17 protein-coding genes and 1 tRNA gene are annotated in these 17245 nt (G+C 60.4%); 10 read left to right on the top strand and 8 right to left on the bottom strand.

Translation table 11 applies throughout. The features are described from left to right. Window positions 1-85: 85 nt before the first annotated feature. The gene (gene acnA, locus B097_RS0107845) at window positions 86-2863 is read right to left on the bottom strand and encodes an aconitate hydratase AcnA (protein ID WP_018581982.1); all 2778 of its coding nucleotides are present in this window, start codon (window positions 2861-2863) and stop codon (window positions 86-88) included. A 287-nt stretch (window positions 2864-3150) separates the two neighbouring features. Between acnA and B097_RS0107840 the strand changes: the two genes are divergently transcribed. The 3 genes from B097_RS0107840 (at window position 3151) to B097_RS0107830 (ending at window position 7022) form a co-directional block, all read left to right on the top strand. After that, entirely contained in the window at window positions 3151-3624 is a 474-nt protein-coding gene (locus B097_RS0107840) for an Rv1476 family membrane protein (RefSeq protein ID WP_018581981.1), read from the top strand. Window positions 3625-4071: 447 nt separating this feature from the next. Beyond that, window positions 4072-5946, top strand: a complete 1875-nt coding sequence (locus tag B097_RS13815; protein WP_018581980.1) for a DIP1281 family NlpC/P60 protein — start codon at window positions 4072-4074, stop codon at window positions 5944-5946. 44 nt (window positions 5947-5990) lie between these two features. Beyond that, a complete protein-coding gene (locus tag B097_RS0107830; RefSeq protein ID WP_026254390.1) occupies window positions 5991-7022 on the top strand; it encodes a ferrochelatase in 1032 nt (343 codons plus the stop codon). Here B097_RS0107830 and B097_RS0107825 read toward each other — a convergent pair. Further along, window positions 7019-7765: an Rv1486c family protein gene (locus tag B097_RS0107825; protein WP_018581978.1), complete on the bottom strand. Its 747-nt coding sequence runs from the start codon at window positions 7763-7765 to the stop codon at window positions 7019-7021. The genes B097_RS0107830 and B097_RS0107825 overlap by 4 nt on opposite strands. A 33-nt stretch (window positions 7766-7798) precedes the next feature. On the opposite strand from B097_RS0107825, the gene B097_RS0107820 reads away from it, so the two are divergent. From B097_RS0107820 to B097_RS0107810, 3 genes are read left to right on the top strand one after another with little or no spacing between them, the layout of a single operon-like run. Continuing rightward, window positions 7799-8638 (top strand): DUF3097 domain-containing protein, encoded by an 840-nt coding sequence (locus B097_RS0107820; protein ID WP_018581977.1) that lies wholly within the window; start codon window positions 7799-7801, stop codon window positions 8636-8638. Window positions 8639-8648: 10 nt separating this feature from the next. Next, window positions 8649-9077, top strand: coding sequence for an NfeD family protein (locus B097_RS0107815; protein ID WP_018581976.1), 429 nt, complete (start codon window positions 8649-8651; stop codon window positions 9075-9077). Window positions 9078-9079: 2 nt separating this feature from the next. Next, window positions 9080-10294 (top strand): SPFH domain-containing protein, encoded by a 1215-nt coding sequence (locus B097_RS0107810; RefSeq protein WP_018581975.1) that lies wholly within the window; start codon window positions 9080-9082, stop codon window positions 10292-10294. Here the strand turns inward: B097_RS0107810 and B097_RS0107805 are convergent. Further along, window positions 10263-10823 (bottom strand): hypothetical protein, encoded by a 561-nt coding sequence (locus B097_RS0107805; protein ID WP_018581974.1) that lies wholly within the window; start codon window positions 10821-10823, stop codon window positions 10263-10265. The two genes, B097_RS0107810 and B097_RS0107805, sit on opposite strands and share 32 nt — an antisense overlap. A 10-nt stretch (window positions 10824-10833) precedes the next feature. Continuing rightward, window positions 10834-11511, bottom strand: a complete 678-nt coding sequence (locus tag B097_RS0107800; RefSeq protein WP_018581973.1) for a TVP38/TMEM64 family protein — start codon at window positions 11509-11511, stop codon at window positions 10834-10836. A gap of 88 nt (window positions 11512-11599) precedes the next feature. Between B097_RS0107800 and B097_RS0107795 the strand changes: the two genes are divergently transcribed. Then, a complete protein-coding gene (locus B097_RS0107795) occupies window positions 11600-12025 on the top strand; it encodes a cupin domain-containing protein (RefSeq protein ID WP_018581972.1) in 426 nt (141 codons plus the stop codon). A 124-nt stretch (window positions 12026-12149) separates the two neighbouring features. Here B097_RS0107795 and B097_RS0107790 read toward each other — a convergent pair. Then, a tRNA-Leu gene (locus tag B097_RS0107790) sits at window positions 12150-12239 on the bottom strand. A gap of 184 nt (window positions 12240-12423) precedes the next feature. On the opposite strand from B097_RS0107790, the gene B097_RS0107785 reads away from it, so the two are divergent. After that, window positions 12424-12978 carry a YbhB/YbcL family Raf kinase inhibitor-like protein gene (locus B097_RS0107785; protein ID WP_018581971.1) on the top strand — a complete coding sequence of 185 codons (555 nt, stop codon included), beginning with the start codon at window positions 12424-12426 and terminating at the stop codon, window positions 12976-12978. Beyond that, complete coding sequence (locus tag B097_RS0107780; RefSeq protein ID WP_018581970.1) at window positions 12979-13323, top strand: hypothetical protein; 345 nt, start codon at window positions 12979-12981, stop codon at window positions 13321-13323. Window positions 13324-13335: 12 nt separating this feature from the next. Here B097_RS0107780 and B097_RS0107775 read toward each other — a convergent pair whose 3' ends face one another. The 3 genes from B097_RS0107775 to B097_RS0107765 are packed head-to-tail and all read right to left on the bottom strand — an operon-like array spanning window position 13336 to window position 16354. After that, window positions 13336-14436, bottom strand: coding sequence for a quinone-dependent dihydroorotate dehydrogenase (locus B097_RS0107775; protein ID WP_018581969.1), 1101 nt, complete (start codon window positions 14434-14436; stop codon window positions 13336-13338). Between the two features lie 9 nt (window positions 14437-14445). Then, the gene (locus B097_RS0107770; protein ID WP_018581968.1) at window positions 14446-15459 is read right to left on the bottom strand and encodes a YncE family protein; all 1014 of its coding nucleotides are present in this window, start codon (window positions 15457-15459) and stop codon (window positions 14446-14448) included. A gap of 34 nt (window positions 15460-15493) precedes the next feature. Further along, entirely contained in the window at window positions 15494-16354 is an 861-nt protein-coding gene (locus B097_RS0107765; RefSeq protein WP_040429498.1) for an aldo/keto reductase, read from the bottom strand. Between the two features lie 61 nt (window positions 16355-16415). Between B097_RS0107765 and B097_RS0107760 the strand changes: the two genes are divergently transcribed. After that, the gene (locus B097_RS0107760; RefSeq protein ID WP_018581966.1) at window positions 16416-17243 is read left to right on the top strand and encodes an undecaprenyl-diphosphate phosphatase; all 828 of its coding nucleotides are present in this window, start codon (window positions 16416-16418) and stop codon (window positions 17241-17243) included. The last annotated feature ends 2 nt before the right edge of the window (window positions 17244-17245 follow it).

Genomic DNA, 17245 nt, shown 5'->3' with positions numbered 1-17245 from the left:
TAAATAGTTAAAAGGGCCGTGCTCTGGGGTGAGCATGGCCCTTTTACCCTTTATGCAGTGTTGCCTTCAAGCAAGCTAGTGGGAATTACTTCACCATGTTGCGCAGCACGTACTGCAGGATGCCACCGTGGCGGAAGTACTCAGCCTCACCTGGCGTGTCGATGCGGACCTTAGCATCGAACTCAACGGTGTTGCCATCTTCCTTCGTGGCGGTGACGTGCACGGTCTCCGGGATCGTGTCGGACTCGTTCAGAGCCTCGATACCGGTGATATCGAAGGTCTCGGTACCGTCCAGACCCAGGGAGCCGTGGGACTCGCCCTCTGGGAACTGCAGTGGGATAACGCCCATGCCGATCAGGTTAGAACGGTGGATGCGCTCGAAGGACTCAGTGATAACTGCCTTCACGCCCAACAGGTTGGTGCCCTTTGCAGCCCAGTCACGGGACGAACCGGTGCCGTATTCCTTACCTGCGAGGACCACCAGTGGGGTGCCCTCTGCGCGGTAGTTCTGAGCGGCATCGTAAATGAATGCCTGTGGCGCGCCCTCCTGGGTGAAGTCGCGGGTGTAGCCACCCTTGACGTCAACCAACTCGTTGGAGAGACGGATGTTCGCGAAGGTACCGCGAACCATGACCTCGTGGTTACCACGGCGGGAGCCGAAGGAGTTGTAATCCTTGCGCTCAACACCGTTCTCATCGAGGTAGTTAGCAGCCGGGGTGCCTGGCTTGATGGAGGAAGCAGGGGAGATGTGGTCGGTCGTGACCGAGTCGCCCAGCTTCGCCAGAACGCGTGCGCCCTTGATGTCAGAGACTGGCTCTGGCTCGGTTGGCATGCCGTCGAAGTAAGGAGCCTTGCGGATGTAGGTGGAGTCTTCGTTCCACTCGAAGGTCTTGCCCTGTGGAACATCCAGCTGCTGCCACTGCTCGTCGCCCTTGAAGACGTCAGCGTAGTCAGCCTCGTACATCTCGCGGGAGATCGCACCCTGGATGGTGGTCTCGATCTCCTCGGAGGATGGCCAGACATCCTTCAGGAAGACATCGTTGCCGTCCTGGTCCTTGCCCAGCGCCTGGGTTTCGAAGTCGAAGTCCATGGTGCCGGCAATAGCGTACGCAATGACCAGCAGCGGAGATGCAAGGTAGTTCATCTTCACGTCTGGGGAGATGCGGCCTTCGAAGTTACGGTTACCGGACAGAACAGCGGTTGCAGTCAGGTCGTACTCGTTGATAGCAGTGGAAATCTCGTTTGGCAGTGGACCAGAGTTACCGATGCACGATGCGCAACCGAAACCGGACAGGTAGAAGCCGACAGCCTCAAGGTCCTTCCACAGATCTGCGCGGTGGTAGTAGCCGTCAACGACCTGGGAGCCTGGCGCCATGATGGTCTTGACCCATGGCTTTGCGGTCAGGCCCTTCTCTGCGGCCTTGCGTGCCAGCAGGGCTGCACCGACCATGACAGAAGGGTTGGAGGTGTTGGTGCAGGAGGTGATAGCAGCGATGGTCACGGCACCGTGGTCAAGGGTGTACTCGCCACCCTGTGGGGACTCGATGATGACCGGCTTGGATGCGCGGCCCTCAGCACCTTCTGCTGCGGACTCACCGTTTGCTGGCCAAGACTCGTTGTAGTCAACAGCGTCGACCTTCTCAGCGCGCACTGGCTCGGTGGTGTCATCGCCAGCGGTGTTGTAGTCAGGCAGCTGGTTGCGGAAGGTTTCCTTCGACTCGGACAGCAGGATGCGGTCCTGGGGGCGCTTCGGGCCAGCGATGGAAGGAACAACGGTGGACAGGTCCAGCTCGAGGTACTCGGAGTACTCAGCCTCTGGAGCGTCCTGCTCCAGCCACATGCCCTGTGCCTTGGCGTATGCCTCAACGCGGTCGATGTCAGCCTGGTCGCGACCAGTCAGGTGCAGGTAGTTAATGGTCTCCTCGTCGATCGGGAAGATCGCGGCGGTGGAACCGAACTCTGGCGACATGTTACCGATGGTTGCACGGTTTGCCAGTGGGATGGACTTCACGCCGTTGCCGTAGAACTCAACGAACTTCTGGACCACACCGTGCTGACGCAGCATGTCGGTGATGGTCAGAACAACGTCAGTTGCGGTCACGCCGACAGGGATCTCACCGGTCAGCTTGAAGCCGACGACGCGAGGAATGAGCATGGATACTGGCTGGCCCAGCATTGCTGCCTCGGCCTCGATGCCGCCCACACCCCAGCCCAAGATGCCCAGGCCGTTCTGCATGGTGGTGTGCGAGTCAGTACCGATACAGGTATCTGGGTATGCCAGACCCTCGTTGTCGAAGACGACGCGGGAGAGGTACTCGATGTTGACCTGGTGGACAATACCGGTGCCTGGAGGCACGACGCGGAAGTTCGAGAAGTTCTCTGCGCCCCAGCGCAGGAACTGGTAGCGCTCCTCATTGCGCTGGTACTCGATCTCCACGTTCTTTGCCATCGCATCTTCAGTACCGAAGGCTTCGATAATGACGGAGTGGTCGATAACCATCTCGGCTGGCGCCAGTGGGTTCACGTCATCTGGGTTGCCGCCGAGGGTGGAGATTGCCTCACGCATCGTAGCCAAGTCGACGACACAAGGAACACCGGTGAAGTCCTGCATCAGGACACGTGCTGGGGTGAACTGAATCTCGATGGAAGGCTCAGCCTTTGGATCCCAGTTCGCAATTGCCTTGATGTGGTCTTCGGTGACGTTCTTGCCGTCTTCGGTACGCAGCAGGTTCTCGCCGAGAACCTTGAGGGAGTAGGGTAGCTTCTCCATGCCTTCGACTGCGTCGAGTGCGAAGTAGTCATAAGACTTATCGCCGACCTCGAGAGTCTTCTTGGCGTTGAAGGAGTTCTTGCTTTCAGTCACAGTGAGCTCCGTTTCTCGTTGGTGATCCGTTTTCAGAATGGGTGTGACCCCTAATGCGGGCGCCTACGTTGATCACTTGGAAAAGCCCCTGTCGGACCTTCTCCTCGTCGCAACGCGAGCACAGCGGTCAACCGCCAATTGTATGACAGTTGTCGCGGTCAACTGCCGAGTCTAACAGTACGTCCGTTCTGTTGGGGGTTCTCACTGAATTGAGGCATGTTTAGGTCCGGGTACCACCCCCATTCAGGTAACCTCAAAGCCGATTCGACCGCGAGAAGGGAACTCTAATGCGTCAGGACAATCTTGATCTAGAGGCTTTAGCCCAGCAGTTACGTCACGATGGTGTCGCCTTCGGCACGGATAATCTAGCGAATTGGGGGATAGAGGAATCGCTCTTGCATGTGGTTGACGAGGTGGCCGACGAGGGATTCCCCCAGTTGGGGGTAGTGGTCGTTGAGGGGGTCGACCTGCACGGCGCACAGCTGCGCGATCTTGCTCAGGACCTCAACCTGGAGACGGGTATAGATACTGTCGTCGTTCGTTCCCCCCAGGCGGTGGCGGCCGTCAGTGACACGCTGACGAGAAGCGAAATCGAGGCGGGTCAGGAGGCGATGCTCGCGCAGCCTGATTATGTGGCCGGTCTGGAGGACTTTGCCTCCGCCTCCCAGGGGTTGGATATTTCGTGGAGTGTCGTATTCATTGGCCTCTTAATTCTTGCTATAGGAGTGGCGGTCTTTACTGCATTTTTCGTCAAGCGCTAAAGCTTGACTTTTGAAATGTAGTCAAAAAGTTACCCGACTGTGATTCTCGAAGTGACGAGAATCACATTTTTTATGCCTATCGACGAAGTCCCAGCTGGGGCGCTTGTGTCGTCATGAGGTTTGCCTTGACTGATGTGAAAATTGGTAAAGCTTGTGCGACTGACCAGTGAAGTGGCTTAAGGTTTCAATGTCGGCTCATGAGTCGCGTATATGTAACACGAATATCTTGCGTATCGACAAGACACGGGCATGTGGGGAAGCACGCCAAGCGTCAGATACTTCATAGGTAGATCGGCTACATCGTCGCGCTCATGTGTCCGTACATCAGTAGTCGATCTATATCTACCGCAGCGGTCAAGTCTTATAGCTTGACGAAGCTTGGCTGGGATCTGCCTGCTAGGCGGCCACCCGGCTCTACTTCGGCATGCGGTGTGAAGGAGTTCCTTCGTGCTTAATCTGAACCGTCAGCGATGGAGTGTGCGTGCCCGCGCTTGGGTCGCCACCGTCGCTTGCACCACCTCGGTGTCTCTCGCAGCACCGATAACCCCCGCCGTCGCCCAAGAGGGGTCGTCGGCAAGCTCACTCGTATCCGCCATTTCCGAAGCCCAATCCACGATTGACCGCCTCAACCTTGAGGTGGGTGCACTTCGCGAAGCGGTGAATAAGGCGATCGTCGACTATGGCGATGCCCGCTCGGCCGCCGAACAGGCCCGCCGGGGCGCCGAGGAAGCTCGGGAAGCGCTGAAGAATTCCCAGAGTGCCGTCGAAACGGCGCAAGACGAGCTCGATGAAGTGTCGCGCTCGACCTACCGAAACGGCGGGTCCGGAAACAGCATTGCTCCGCTCGACAGCGGCGATGCGGTCAAGGATTCGCTGGACCGTAACGCCTACCTGCAGAAGCAACGCGATGAGAAGCAGAACACCCTCAATGCGCTTGAAGAGGAACGCACGGCTAAGGCCAACGCGGACTCACTTCTGCGCCTAGCGGTGCAACTTGCTGAGGAGCGTGAGAGCGAGGCCGCTGCGGCTGAGGAAAGCGCAAATGATCTGCTTTCTGAAAACCAGGAGGCCCTCCTTGAGAAGAGTGATGAACTCGTTGAGGCGCAAAGCGAGCTCGTAGAGGCCCAAGAGGCACTCGAAGAGGTTCGCCCAGGAGCGGCCGCCACCGCCGAGACCTCCGAGGGCACTGAGGCCACGGCGGCGTCGGAAAGCACTAGCGGCCATACCACCGAAACTGAGGCGGAAACGGAGGCTGAGCCCACGACGAGTGAAGAGGCACCAGCTGAGGAACCTGCAGAGGAGCAGCCAGCAGAGTCCGGGGAAGACTCTGTTGAACAGCCCGCGAACCAGTACTTCAGCGACACTCGCTCTCTCAATGGCGACACTGAGGCTGAGGAGTCCGGGGAAGACTCCGCAGCAGACAGTGACGCGGCATCGGAGCTGTCTTCGCAGGCCGTCACTGCAATCTCGGAAATGGCAACCGATAAGGCTGAGGATTCCATCCTTGACCGTCAGATCCCGGTGCCGACTCAGCAGCAGATCGAAGACGCGGTAAACACCGTGATGTCCGCCCGCGGTTCTTTCGACGAGTCCAGTCAGAACGACCTGGCCTCTGCAGCGTCTGTCGTCGCAGCAACACTTGTTGTTTTGGCTACACAGGTGTCGAACACGGACTTGGCGCAAGGCTCCTCGTCGCTTAGCGGCGCAGAACAGTCTGACGCAGGGGACACGACGGACGCTTCGGAGTCTAGGGACTCCACCGATACCTCAAACTCAGGGCTTCCATCCACGGCTAACACCGTGGAAACGGATACCGCTGATCTAGATACCGTGCTACCGGAAATCTCGACCGTCGAGGACGTCACCGAGGCAGCTACCGAGCTCGTCGCGGACACGTCCCGGGCGGCGAAGATCGAGACGGTCATCGCACGCGCTGAATCGCAGCTGGGCGTCACCTATGCCTGGGGCGGCGGCGACGCGAACGGCCCGACTAAGGGCATCCGCGATGGCGGTGTCGCTGACGCACATGGCGACTACAACAAGATCGGCTTCGACTGCTCCGGTCTTACCTTGTACGCCTTTGCGGGCGTGGGCATCTCGCTTCCGCACTACACGGGATACCAGTACCAGCGCGGAACTAAGATCGCCCCAAGCGAGGCTCAGCGCGGCGATCTGCTGTTCTGGGGGCCTGCTGGCAATCACCACGTGGCGATCTACCTGGGCGACGGCATGATGATCGAGGCCCCACAGTCTGGTGACGTGGTGAAGAAGTCTCCCGTCCGCTGGTCCGGTATGTCCCAGTACGCGGTTCGCCTGATCTAAGCGCTGAATCCAATCACAAACGAAAGTTTGATAGGCTCTCCTATATGGTTATGAGCGACTACGATGCACTCCTCGTCCTTTCCTTCGGTGGTCCTGAAGGAAATGACGAGGTTGTGCCTTTTCTAGAGAACGTCACGCGCGGTCGTGGCATCCCACGCGAGCGACTGGAGCAGGTGGGTGAACACTACTTTCACTTCGATGGGGTCAGCCCCCTCAACCGCCTCAATCGCGAAGTCATCGCCAACGTAGAGGCGGTGATCAAGGAGCGTGGCCATGACCTTCCGGTGTACTTCGGCAACCGCAACTGGCACCCGATGGCCAACGACACCGCCCAGCAGATCGCTGACGACGGTCACCGCAACGTCCTCGTGTTCGCTACCTCCGCGTGGGGTGGCTACTCGGCATGTCGACAGTACGACGAGGACATCGTCGGTATGCGCGAAGCAGTACCAGGGCTGAACTTCACCAAACTGTGGCAGTTCTACGCCCACCCCACGTTCGTGCGTCTCATGGCAGACGACTTAAAGAAGGCGTGGGAAGCGGCCGACAAGGATGCGACGAAGGTCCTCTTCACCGCCCACTCGGTACCGACCGCGGCGGACGAGGTTGCCGGCGGGCCGAACGACGCACACCTGTACTCCCGTCAGGTCGCAGAGTCTTCTCGCCTGATCGCCGAAGCCGCTGGCGTAGAGGACTATGAGATCGTTTGGCAGTCACGCTCCGGCAACCCACGCACCCCGTGGCTAGAGCCGGATGTCGTCGACCGCACCGAGGAGCTGGCGCGTGACGACGAATCCTTCAAGCACCTGATTTGTGTGCCCGTGGGATTCATCTCCGACCACATGGAAGTGATCTGGGACCTGGACACCGAGCTGAAGGAAGCATGCGACAAAGCAGGGATCACCCTGGATCGCACGCCAACGGTTGGCCACACGCGCGAATTCGCGGAAATGGTCGTCGACCTCGCAGAAAACGTCGGCGCTGACGAACGTCCGAAGTCCTTGTCGACGATCACCGTGCAGGGCTGCACCACCAACGGTGCCCCTTGTGCGCCTGGCTGCTGCAAGAACGACTAGGCGTCACGCCAATAGTCTTGGACCGCATCCGCCACGCCTGCCATGCGTGCGGTGCGGATGTGGCGCCACAGGGCAAACAATTGGGGGTCAAGGCTGTGGTCGCCGATCCGGTCAGTCACCGTTTCGATGATGGCGGCCACCCGGTCCGCACGGGCAAATAATTTTGCGGCACGCGGCGTGATGCTGCTGGGCAGCCCGGGGGTGTCATAGAAATCAGCTAAAGTGCCCACCGTCAGCCGCGGATTGGGCAGTGCATCGGTGCTGTATCCGATCGCCTCAATGAGAGCCGCTGCCCCGTCTGTCGCCTGCGCGAGGAGCCGGTCGGCCTCCCCGGGGGACAGCCACGCTGGCTCCGGCAGGCGCTCCTCTTCTTCGAACCAGCGCCAAGCCACCCCGCCCTCGTCGTAACGCGGGATCAGGATGTGCGACACGCCAGCGCCACGAACGACGAGCGCACCCGCCGAAGTCAGCGCTTCCGCAGCCTGCGAACCAGCCGGTATTCCTGCAGCCTGTCCCGGGCCCCATAGGATGAGCCGGATAACTGGCTCCTCGCCATCGATATCGGCCGCAGCACGGATCTCACGCAGCATATCGACGAGGGGGCCGCCATCCCACGTATGCGTGCCGCCGAGGTCGGTGAAGGCGTCAAGAACGGAGTCAGTTGGCTCGTAGCCGTAGAGCCACGCCGCCAACCACACGGCGGTGTTTTGCAAGGGGGAATAGACTTCGGCGCGCATATCCATTCCCGGCATTCTAGCCGATACACTGTGCAGGTTATGAGCACTGATGATCGTTATAGTGGCGACATTTTCTCTGGCCACGCCCGCACCAAAGCACCCACGTACCCGGAGGTACCGGCGAAGCCCGGAATCGTCGTAGAAGTCTACGGGGATGACTTCGTCGGAGCCGTGATCAACTTTGAGAAAACTTACGACGGACACTTCGTGCGCCTCGAGGACCGTCACGGCGTGCAGCGACTTTTCAAGATGATGCCCGGCGCGTTTCTCTATGAGGGCCACCGCGTCACTTTGACACGTTTCGTCGAGAAGCACGCCCCGCGCAGGTCCAATTCGGGCTCGAGGCGCGTGGAAAATGTGCAGGCGAAAGTGGCGATGCCTTCGCGGATCTGGGTGGAAGGTATCCACGATGCGGCGATCGTCGAAAAGGTGTGGGGCCACGACCTGCGGGTGGAGGGCGTTGTCGTGGAGTACCTCGAGGGGCTGGATAATCTGCCGGCGCGTCTCGACGAGTTCCAACCCGGCCCGGGCCGCCGGATCGGGGTCTTGGCCGACCACTTGGTGGAAGGCTCAAAGGAGTCGCGCTTGGTGGCTAATGTGGGTCCCGATGTGTTGGTGATGGGGCATCCGTATATTGATATTTGGGCTGCTGTGAAGCCTGAGCGGCTAGGTTTTCGCGCCTGGCCCGAGGTGCCTTATGGGGAGGACTGGAAAACGGGTGTGTGCCGCAGGCTGGGCTGGACGGACCCGAAGGAGGGCTGGAACCGGGTCTATGGTGCGGTGAACTCTTTCCGTGACCTAGATTCCACGCTGATCGGCGCGGTTGAGCGGTTGGTCGATTTTGTAACAACCCCTGAGTTATCGAAGGAAGATATGTAATGTTTATGGCGTGGGTCCACTTATTTGGTTAATCGCTACGCTTGTCCTAGCCGGCTTGGAGTTGGCAGTTGGCGAGTTCACGTTGCTCATGCTCGCTGGGGGTGCGCTCGCGGCTACAGGCGTCGCTCTATTCGGGGTTCCGTTGTGGGTTGAGGTTGTGGTGTTCGCGGCCGCGTCGGCTGCACTTATTGGGTTCCTTCGCCCGTATCTGAAGAAGCGGTACCACCAGCCGAAGGTGCTGGACACGTCGCCGCAGGCGCTCGTCGGAAAGCGTGCTGAGGTGATTGAGGCTATCGGTCCTTCGGGCGGTCAAATTCGCCTTGATGGCACGTTCTGGTCGGCCAAATCGATCGATCCACAAGAATCAATTCCCGTTGGCGAATCCGTTGTTGTGGCGGAGATCGACGGGCCAACCGCTATCGTCTGGAAGGACGCTTAACAGTGGGTGCAACAATTGCAATCATCCTCATCCTTGTTCTGATCGCCGCGGTCGTTTTCAAATCCATTGCGCTGATTCCGCAGGGTGAAGCCGCAGTGATCGAGCGGCTCGGCTCCTATACGCGGACCGTCTCTGGCGGGCTGACCCTGCTGGTCCCGTTCATCGACCGCGTTCGTGCGCGCGTCGATACTCGTGAGCGCGTGGTGTCTTTCCCGCCGCAGGCCGTCATTACCCAAGACAATCTGACTGTGGCCATTGATATTGTGGTGACCTTCCAGATCAATGACCCAGCGCGTGCTATCTACGGCGTGGACAACTACCTCGTGGGTGTGGAGCAGATCTCCGTGGCCACACTGCGTGATGTTGTCGGTGGCATGACCCTGGAAGAGACTCTGACCTCGCGTGAGACGATCAACCGGCGCCTGCGCGGCGAGCTGGACGCGGCCACCGCGAAGTGGGGGCTGCGGATTAGCCGCGTTGAGCTGAAGGCTATTGATCCGCCGCCATCCATCCAGCAGTCGATGGAGATGCAGATGAAGGCCGACCGCGAGAAGCGCGCCATGATTCTCACGGCCGAGGGTCAGCGCGAATCCGATATTAAAACCGCCGAGGGTGAAAAGCAGGCCCGTATCTTGTCCGCAGAAGGCGAGAAGCACGCCGCTATTCTCGCGGCGGAGGCGGAGCGTCAAGCCACCATCCTGCGTGCGGAAGGTGAGCGTGCCGCGAAGTACCTCGAGGCCCAGGGTGAAGCGCGCGCGATCCAGAAGATTAATGCCGCGATCAAGTCCTCTGAGGTGACCCCGGAGGTGCTGACCTACCAGTACCTGGACAAGCTTCCGCAGATGGCGCAAGGGGAGGCCTCCACGATGTGGATGATCCCGTCCCAGTTCGGCGACTCGCTGGAGCAGTTCGCGAAGGCCTTTGCCAAGAAGGACGACGATGGCGTGTTCCGCTATGAACCCGCCAAGGCCGACGAGCAGACCAAGCAATTGGCCGGCCAAGAGGACACCGACGCCTGGTTCGAGACCAATACCGACCCGGAGATTGCCCGCGCCGTGGCTGAGGCCCGCGCGGTGGCGAACAAGCCGGCGGATTCGCCGCTGGCGGCGGAACTAGATAATGGGCCTGAGTCGAAGGTGGAGGAGTCGTCGTCAAGCTCGGACGAAGTGAACCCCAGCTTTAATTTCAAGGAGTTGTCGGAGCGGTCGCGCGAGTAATCAGGTTAACCGCCAGGCGCCAACCAGCCTGCTCTGCCTGCCACCCGGCGGCTTGCAGGCGCTGGCTCATCGCCTGCTTGGAAATGCCCAGGGCTTCGGCTGCCTCGTTCTGATTCCGCCCGCTGCGCACCAGTGACGTTGCTTCGCGCCCCTCGACGGTGCGCTTCGCCAGCACGTGCCCAATCAGAGCGAAGGTGGCTTCAATATCTGAGGCATCGCTACTTTCCCGAACACTATCGACGACCACGCGCACCTGAGCCGGTCGCGTACCCACCGCTTCGGTAGCGGCGAACGTCGCTGGTCCATGATCAGTAATCCCGATGCCGATGGCCCAGTTGCCGTCCGACAGCAGCGCCATGACCAGATCACACGTCTCGGCGGGGCCCATCACGTGCGCCCGGATGTCCTCCACACCCACATGCTCAAAGGTGCCCACGCCAGGCAGGGTCGCCAGCGCGTCGGCGGAACGGCGGACAATATCGGCGCGGCGGGTTTCGCGGCCTCGGTAACGGGCATGGACAGCAATCACAGCTATCAGTCTACTGTGAGGGCTTGACGTTTAGGTCATCTGGTTGCGCGTTGTCCCGACGCGCTCTTCGCGTATCGACGATCAACCCCGCGATTCCCACCAGAGCCAGGACGGCCATCGTGGCAATCACCGCTGGGTTTGCCTCGCCCGTCAAGGTATCGCCGAACAGGGTAATCAGGATCGTTCCGGGGGCAGACCCCACCAAAGTAGCGAGTGTGAAAGGCACCAGCCGAACCTTGGTCAGCGCGGCAACATAATTCATGATCGAAAACGGAACACCTGCGATTAAGCGCAAGCTCACGACTGCCAACCAGCCACGACGCTCCAGATGGTCATTGATGGTGGCCACGGTGGGGTGAGTCAGCCGGGGCTCGATCCAGTCGCGCAAGAGCCCGCGGACGATCACCAATGACAACGCGGCTGCGACTGTTGTGGCTGTCAGAGAAATGATGATGCCCCACACAGGGCCGAATAGGATGCCGGAGGATAACGTCATCACCGTCCGCGGGATTGGAAACTGTGTGATCAACACATACAGCAACCAGAACACCACTGGGAACCATGCGCCGGTGGTGGTGGCCCACTCGCGCAGAACAGACAGCGGGGGGACGTCGATAAGCGCCCAAGCGACGACAAAAACTGCAGCCGCAAGGATAATGGCGACGATCCGCCAAGTACGCGTTTTCATGATGCCATCATTCTAAGGGGCGACGACGCGAAGCCTAAAATGCTCCTATAGTGGAAGCTATACCAATAGTTCGGACAAAGGAGATTTTATGGCTGACTTACGTACTGACCATGGCCCAAACCCATACGTACTGTACATCGAGGACGTCACTAAGCAGAACGATGCTTTCCGCGACACCCTCTGGACTGGCAAGTACCTGCAGATGACCGTCATGTCGATCCCAGCTGGCGGGGAGATTGGTGCTGAGGTCCACGACGACCACGACCAGTTCCTGCGCCTCGAGGGCGGTAAGGGCCGCATCATGATCGGTGAAAGCGAAGACAACCTGGATATTGATCAGGTGGTTGAGGATGATTTCGCCATCTTCGTCCCGGCGGGGAAGTGGCACAACTTGGTCAACGACGGCGACGAGCCCGTGAAGCTGTACTCGATCTACGCTGCCCCGGACCACGTGAAGGGCACCTTCCACCAGACGAAGGAAGATGCTGACAACGATCCAAATGAGCAGCACTAGCCACAACTAGGCAGGGGGACTCCCGAGGCATCGCATGGTGTTTCGGGAGTTCCTTTTTCTGCGTGGGTCTTCGGAAAAGAAAAAATTTCGCCACACCGCTGGAGCGATGTCGCGAGATTTTGTGTGGTGCCCGAGGGGGGACTTGAACCCCCACGTCCGTTAATAGAACACTACCACCTCAAGGTAGCGCGTCTGCCAATTCCGCCACCCGGGCAAGGGTTGTGCACCCAGCGCACAGTCACAGTCTCCTGTGCGGCTTGTTGCGCTGAACACTTCGCCTACTTTATCCTGAACGTGCGCGTTGGCACAAATCGCCACGTCAGGGCGCTTTCGTAGAGCGTTAATCTTAATGATGTAATCTCCACCCCCGAGGGCACGGTTTCAGGTAGAAATGGGATATGGCACATTCAACTCCTGATTACGTACAAGATCGATTCCCAGGGCCCGATCCTTACGCACCGCTGAAGGATCTGCCCACGTTCACACTGACCTCCACCGACCTGACGAACGGCGAGGAGCTCGATGAGAAGCTCCGCGCCCCGCAGTCCCAGTCCCCGCAGCTGAGCTGGTCTGACCTCCCAGAGGGGACGAAGTCGCTGGCGATTACCTGCCTGGACCCCGACGCGCCAACCGGCTCGGGCTACTGGCACTGGGCTGTGTTCAACATCCCAACCTCGGTCACTGAGCTTCCCACCGGCGCCGGCTCTGATGCGACGCTGGGCGGCATCGACGGCGTGGTCACTCTCAAGGGTGACAATGGTGTGGCAGAGCACTATGGCGCCAACCCACCCGCGGGCCATGCGCCACACCGCTACCTGTACGCGGTCCACGCCGTGGACGTAGAGAAGCTGGATATTGATCCAGAATCCACACCGACCGTGCTAGGTTTTAATCTCTACTTCCATTCCCTGGCGCGCACTGTGCTGTGGGGTTACTACGAGAACCAAGGCTAAATGATTCCGATTCAGCTTCGCGTCGGCGGTGCGTTCATGTCGCTCGCCGTCGTCCTTATCGTCCAGGCCGTCGTGGCGTTCATCTCCGGCGGGGTCTTCGAGATCACCGTCGGCACCGTGTTGGTGTGGGTGGCCGCCCTGATTTTTGGCGCCTTTGCCACTCAGCGCCGCGACCATCCCGGCTCGCGGTCTCAGGTGATTGCGCTCGTGATTGCTCTGGTGTTGATCATCATCAGCGTGGTCACCCCGACGATTGCTCTGACGACCACAGCAGCGTACTGGATCGCAGCCTACGCGGCGATGGCGGTGGTCTGCGCGCTTATCTTGCGCCGTTCGATCGCTTAACGACGAGCAGACCTACCCGCGCCACGGCCTGCCACTGCCCACGGCCTGACTGATATTGGTCAGGCCGTGGGCTTTGACCTGAGCGGCCAGGTCGCGGTGGATGCGGTAGATCCACCCGGGCCCGCCATAGATGAACGGGGTGTAGCCCTGCAGTAGGTGGGCGCCCGAGGTGATGCGTTCCCACGCCTGCTGCGGCGTGCTGATCCCGCCAACGCTAATCAGCACCAGTTTTCCCCCTACACGTGCATGCAAGCGGCGCAGCACTTCGAGGGAACGAACGTTCAGCGGTTCACCCGAGATCCCACCGGCGCCCATGCTGTGGACGGTTTCGGCATCGGTGGACAGTCCGGCACGTGAGATCGTCGTGTTGGTGGCAATGATGCCCGCCAGCCCCAATTCAAGGGCAAGGTCTGCGACAAGGTCGATATCGTCGTCGGCAAGATCCGGCGCAATCTTGACCAAGACGGGTGAGTCTGTTGCCTCGAGCACTGCCTGGAGTAGTGGGCGGAGGGACTCAACGGCCTGGAGGTCGCGCAAGCCCGGTGTGTTGGGCGAGGAGACGTTGACCGCTACGTAGTCCGCCAGGGGGCCCAGTAGGGCAGCGCACTGGCGGAAGTCAGCCACTGCATCCTCGGAGGTTTTATTCTTCCCGATATTAATGCCCACCACATCTTGAGAGCGACGCCGCTTCAGCCCCTCGGCAACGGTCAGAGCGCCCTCGTTGTTGAAACCCATGCGGTTCAAAATCGCCTTATCCCTCGGTAGACGATACAGCCGCGGCGCAGGGTTACCCGGCTGCGGCTTCGGCGTAACAGTACCTAGCTCCGCGTAGCCGAATCCCAGCGCGCCCCAGGCGTCAATGGATGCAGCGTTCTTGTCGAAACCGGCGGCCAGGCCCAGCGGGGCGGGGAAGTCCACCCCGAAGAGTTCCTGTTTCAGGCAGGGATCGTCGTTACGCACCAGCTTTTCGACGAGGCGGTTTACTGGGTAGGCCAGGTGAAGGCCGCGTAGCCCCACGTTAATGATGTCGTGGATCCGCTCTGGTGACAGGCGGAGCATGGCTTTGAGTGCGAGGCCGTAGGCTGCATCGTATAGTTTGTCGCCGATTGTCATGGAGTGTCCTTAAGCGTCGTTTCCATTGATGGAGTCTGGGCTGACCACCTGCAGGCCGTCGCCGGAGGCGGAAGCGATGACGAGGGTGCCGTCGGCAAGCACGACCATGTTCTGCGCATCCGCGACAGTGTCCAAGCGGGCTTGCTCAAGGGGTACGCCGTTGGAGATGTCGTAGCCGGCCGCGGTGTTCTTTTCCAGGGAGGTGATCCACGCCAGGTCCTTGGCCGGGTCCCACGCCACGCCCCACGGAGCGGGGTCGACTGGGGCGGTCTGGTGTAGACGGATCACTTCACCGGCGGTATAGATTGCCAGCTGGTCTGCCATGTTGTCGGCAACGACGACCAGGCCGTCTTCGCCCGGAGCCATCTGCGCCACACCCAGGCCGACGCGCAGCGTACCGCCGCCACGGTCATTTTCGAGGTCGATGTCTTGGATCGTGGTCATCTCTCGGCCAATGCGCACGACATCGTCCGCTTCATCGTCGTCATGCGTCACGGCGATCAGCTGATCCGTACTGTCCTGGACCTTGAAATCAGCATCGAGCGCGCCGCCACGGTACACCCAGGCCTGGCCTTCGGTGCCGCTAGCGGTGACCACGTCGCCATTGCTGATGCGCACCGCCGCGTTCGCGGGCTCTTCCAGCTCCAGGGTCTCTTCGGCGCCATTCTCGTCGATCATGTGCACGGTGGTGCCACACGCAACGGTGAAGACGCCGTCGTGGGCAGAGACCTCGGTGCAGCTGTCGTCGAGGGTGATGGGGTTGACTTCGCCGGCAAGGATGTCGTCGAGCGTGCCGACGAATAACCCTGCGGCAGTGCGCACGCCCAAGGTGTCGCCGGTAAGGTCCATGTCAGTGATCGCGTCGAATTCGGTGACCTCACCAGCTGGATTGGTCGAAGCCGGGGATTCCACCGGGGAAGCGCTGCCCATCTCTGGGTTTGGCGGCGGGGCGGTGTCCTCCCCACATCCCGCTAAACCGACAGAAAGTGCTGATACCACGGCGATAACCTTGAGCTTCTTCACAAGGCCTAAGCCTAGCAACTGGGAGGCTGAACCCCTATTTCGAAACGTCGTCCAGCGCCGCCACGATCGCCCGCGGCAAGGTCAGATCCGCGGCCGGCAGCCATTCCTCCAATTCGCTTATCGACGAAGGCTCCACCAGCACGCTTGCCACCTCAGGCTGGTCGCATACCCAGGCCAACGCGGTCGCTGCAGGGGAGAGGCCGAGGCCGTCGGCAGCGGTGGTCAGCGCTTCGACGATGGTGCGCGCCTTCTCAGATTCATAGGGGTGGGTCGATGGCGTGCCGTGCACTGGGTGCCCGGTGAGCACCCCGCCGGCGAGCGGGGAGGAGGCGATGACTCCGATTCCCAGGTGGTTCGCCGCGGGCAGGAGTTCTTCTTCCGCGTCGCGTTGGAGCAGGGAGTACTCAGTGCGCGCCACGGTGAGCCCTGGCGTGACCGCCAACTGCCACCCGCCGTAGCCGATCGCGCCCGCATAGCGCACCTTTCCTGCCGCCACGGCCGATTCCAGGGTGGCGGCGACTTCGGCTGGTGGGGTGCGCGGATCCCAGTAGCCAGCAAGAAACACGTCGAGATACTCGGTGTCCAAATCCCGCAGCCGCTGCTCTAATCCGCGCAGCAATTGGGAACGTGAGCAGTTCACACGTTGGCCCATCGGCAGGGACATGTCCACGCCTGCAGATGCGGAGAGCACCACAGTGTCTCGGCCGACCTCGTGTATCGCCTGCGCCACCCGCGCCTCGGTGCCGGGGGCGATGTCGATCAAGTCCCCGCCGGCATCGACGAAAGCGGAGACGATCGAGTTAGTGGTGGCGCTGTCCTCGTCGATAAGCGAATTCGTGTCTAAACCTAGGGAGGAGACTCTCAATCCGCTGTGACCCACGTTTCGTTTCTTCACTTCATCCACAATAGTTGTAGGGTGGTTCGCTGTGAATGAAGTAGCTCAAGTTGCAGAGTCGATGACGTGGGTGCAGGTCATCGTACTATCCATCGTCCAAGGTCTCACCGAGTTCCTGCCGGTCTCGTCGTCAGGGCACCTGCGGATCGTCTCTGAGCTGTTCTGGGGCCAAGACGCCGGCGCCTCTTTTACCGCGGTGATCCAGCTGGGTACCGAGGCCGCCGTGTTGGTGTACTTCGCTAAGGAGATCTGGCAGATCCTTACCGGGTGGTTCGCCGGGCTCTTCAACCCGGAGCGCCGCGGGCTGGATTATCGGATGGGCTGGATGGTGATCGTCGGCACGATCCCCGTGGGTGTCATCGGCTTCTTGGGCAAGGACTTGATCCGCGACAATCTGCGCAACTTGTGGATCACCGCCACCGTGCTTGTGCTGTTCTCCTTTGTCTTTATCTGGGCGGAGCGCGTGGGTAAGAAGAACCGCGGTTACGACGAGATGACCATGAAAGACGCCGTGATTATGGGTCTTTTCCAGTGCCTCAGCCTGATCCCCGGCGTGTCGCGCTCCGGCGGCACCATCTCAGGTGGTCTGTTCATGAACCTCGACCGCGAGGTCGCCACCCGGTTCTCCTTCCTGCTGGCGATTCCCGCCGTGCTCGCTTCAGGTCTGTTCTCCCTGCCGGACGCTTTCAACCCGGATGTGGGCCAGGCAGCCTCGGGCGCGCAGCTAACCGTCGGTGTGGTGATTTGTTTCGTCTTGGGCTACGTCTCCATTGCCTGGCTGCTGAAGTTCGTGGCCAACCACTCCTTCTCCTGGTTCGCCGCCTACCGCATCCCAGTGGGCATCCTGGTCATGATCCTCTTGGCCACCGGTGTGATGTCACCTATGTAAGG

The sequence above is a fragment of the Corynebacterium pilosum DSM 20521 = CIP 103422 genome (genome assembly GCF_000373805.1).
Taxonomy (GTDB): domain Bacteria; phylum Actinomycetota; class Actinomycetes; order Mycobacteriales; family Mycobacteriaceae; genus Corynebacterium; species Corynebacterium pilosum.
The sequence above is the reverse complement of the archived record's forward strand: the minus strand, read 5'-3'. Positions and strand labels throughout refer to the sequence as shown.

Excerpts from the sequence above, each read along its gene's own strand:
- B097_RS0107840 (WP_018581981.1), top strand. The coding sequence starts at position 3,151 with ATGCGTCAGGACAATCTTGATCTAGAGGCTTTAGCCCAGCAGTTACGT.
- B097_RS0107830 (WP_026254390.1), top strand. The coding sequence starts at position 5,991 with ATGGTTATGAGCGACTACGATGCACTCCTCGTCCTTTCCTTCGGTGGT.
- B097_RS0107825 (WP_018581978.1), bottom strand. The coding sequence starts at position 7,765 with ATGGATATGCGCGCCGAAGTCTATTCCCCCTTGCAAAACACCGCCGTG.
- B097_RS0107820 (WP_018581977.1), top strand. The coding sequence starts at position 7,799 with ATGAGCACTGATGATCGTTATAGTGGCGACATTTTCTCTGGCCACGCC.
- B097_RS0107800 (WP_018581973.1), bottom strand. The coding sequence starts at position 11,511 with ATGAAAACGCGTACTTGGCGGATCGTCGCCATTATCCTTGCGGCTGCA.
- B097_RS0107795 (WP_018581972.1), top strand. The coding sequence starts at position 11,600 with ATGGCTGACTTACGTACTGACCATGGCCCAAACCCATACGTACTGTAC.
- B097_RS0107785 (WP_018581971.1), top strand. The coding sequence starts at position 12,424 with ATGGCACATTCAACTCCTGATTACGTACAAGATCGATTCCCAGGGCCC.
- B097_RS0107780 (WP_018581970.1), top strand. The coding sequence starts at position 12,979 with ATGATTCCGATTCAGCTTCGCGTCGGCGGTGCGTTCATGTCGCTCGCC.
- B097_RS0107775 (WP_018581969.1), bottom strand. The coding sequence starts at position 14,436 with ATGACAATCGGCGACAAACTATACGATGCAGCCTACGGCCTCGCACTC.
- B097_RS0107760 (WP_018581966.1), top strand. The coding sequence starts at position 16,416 with ATGACGTGGGTGCAGGTCATCGTACTATCCATCGTCCAAGGTCTCACC.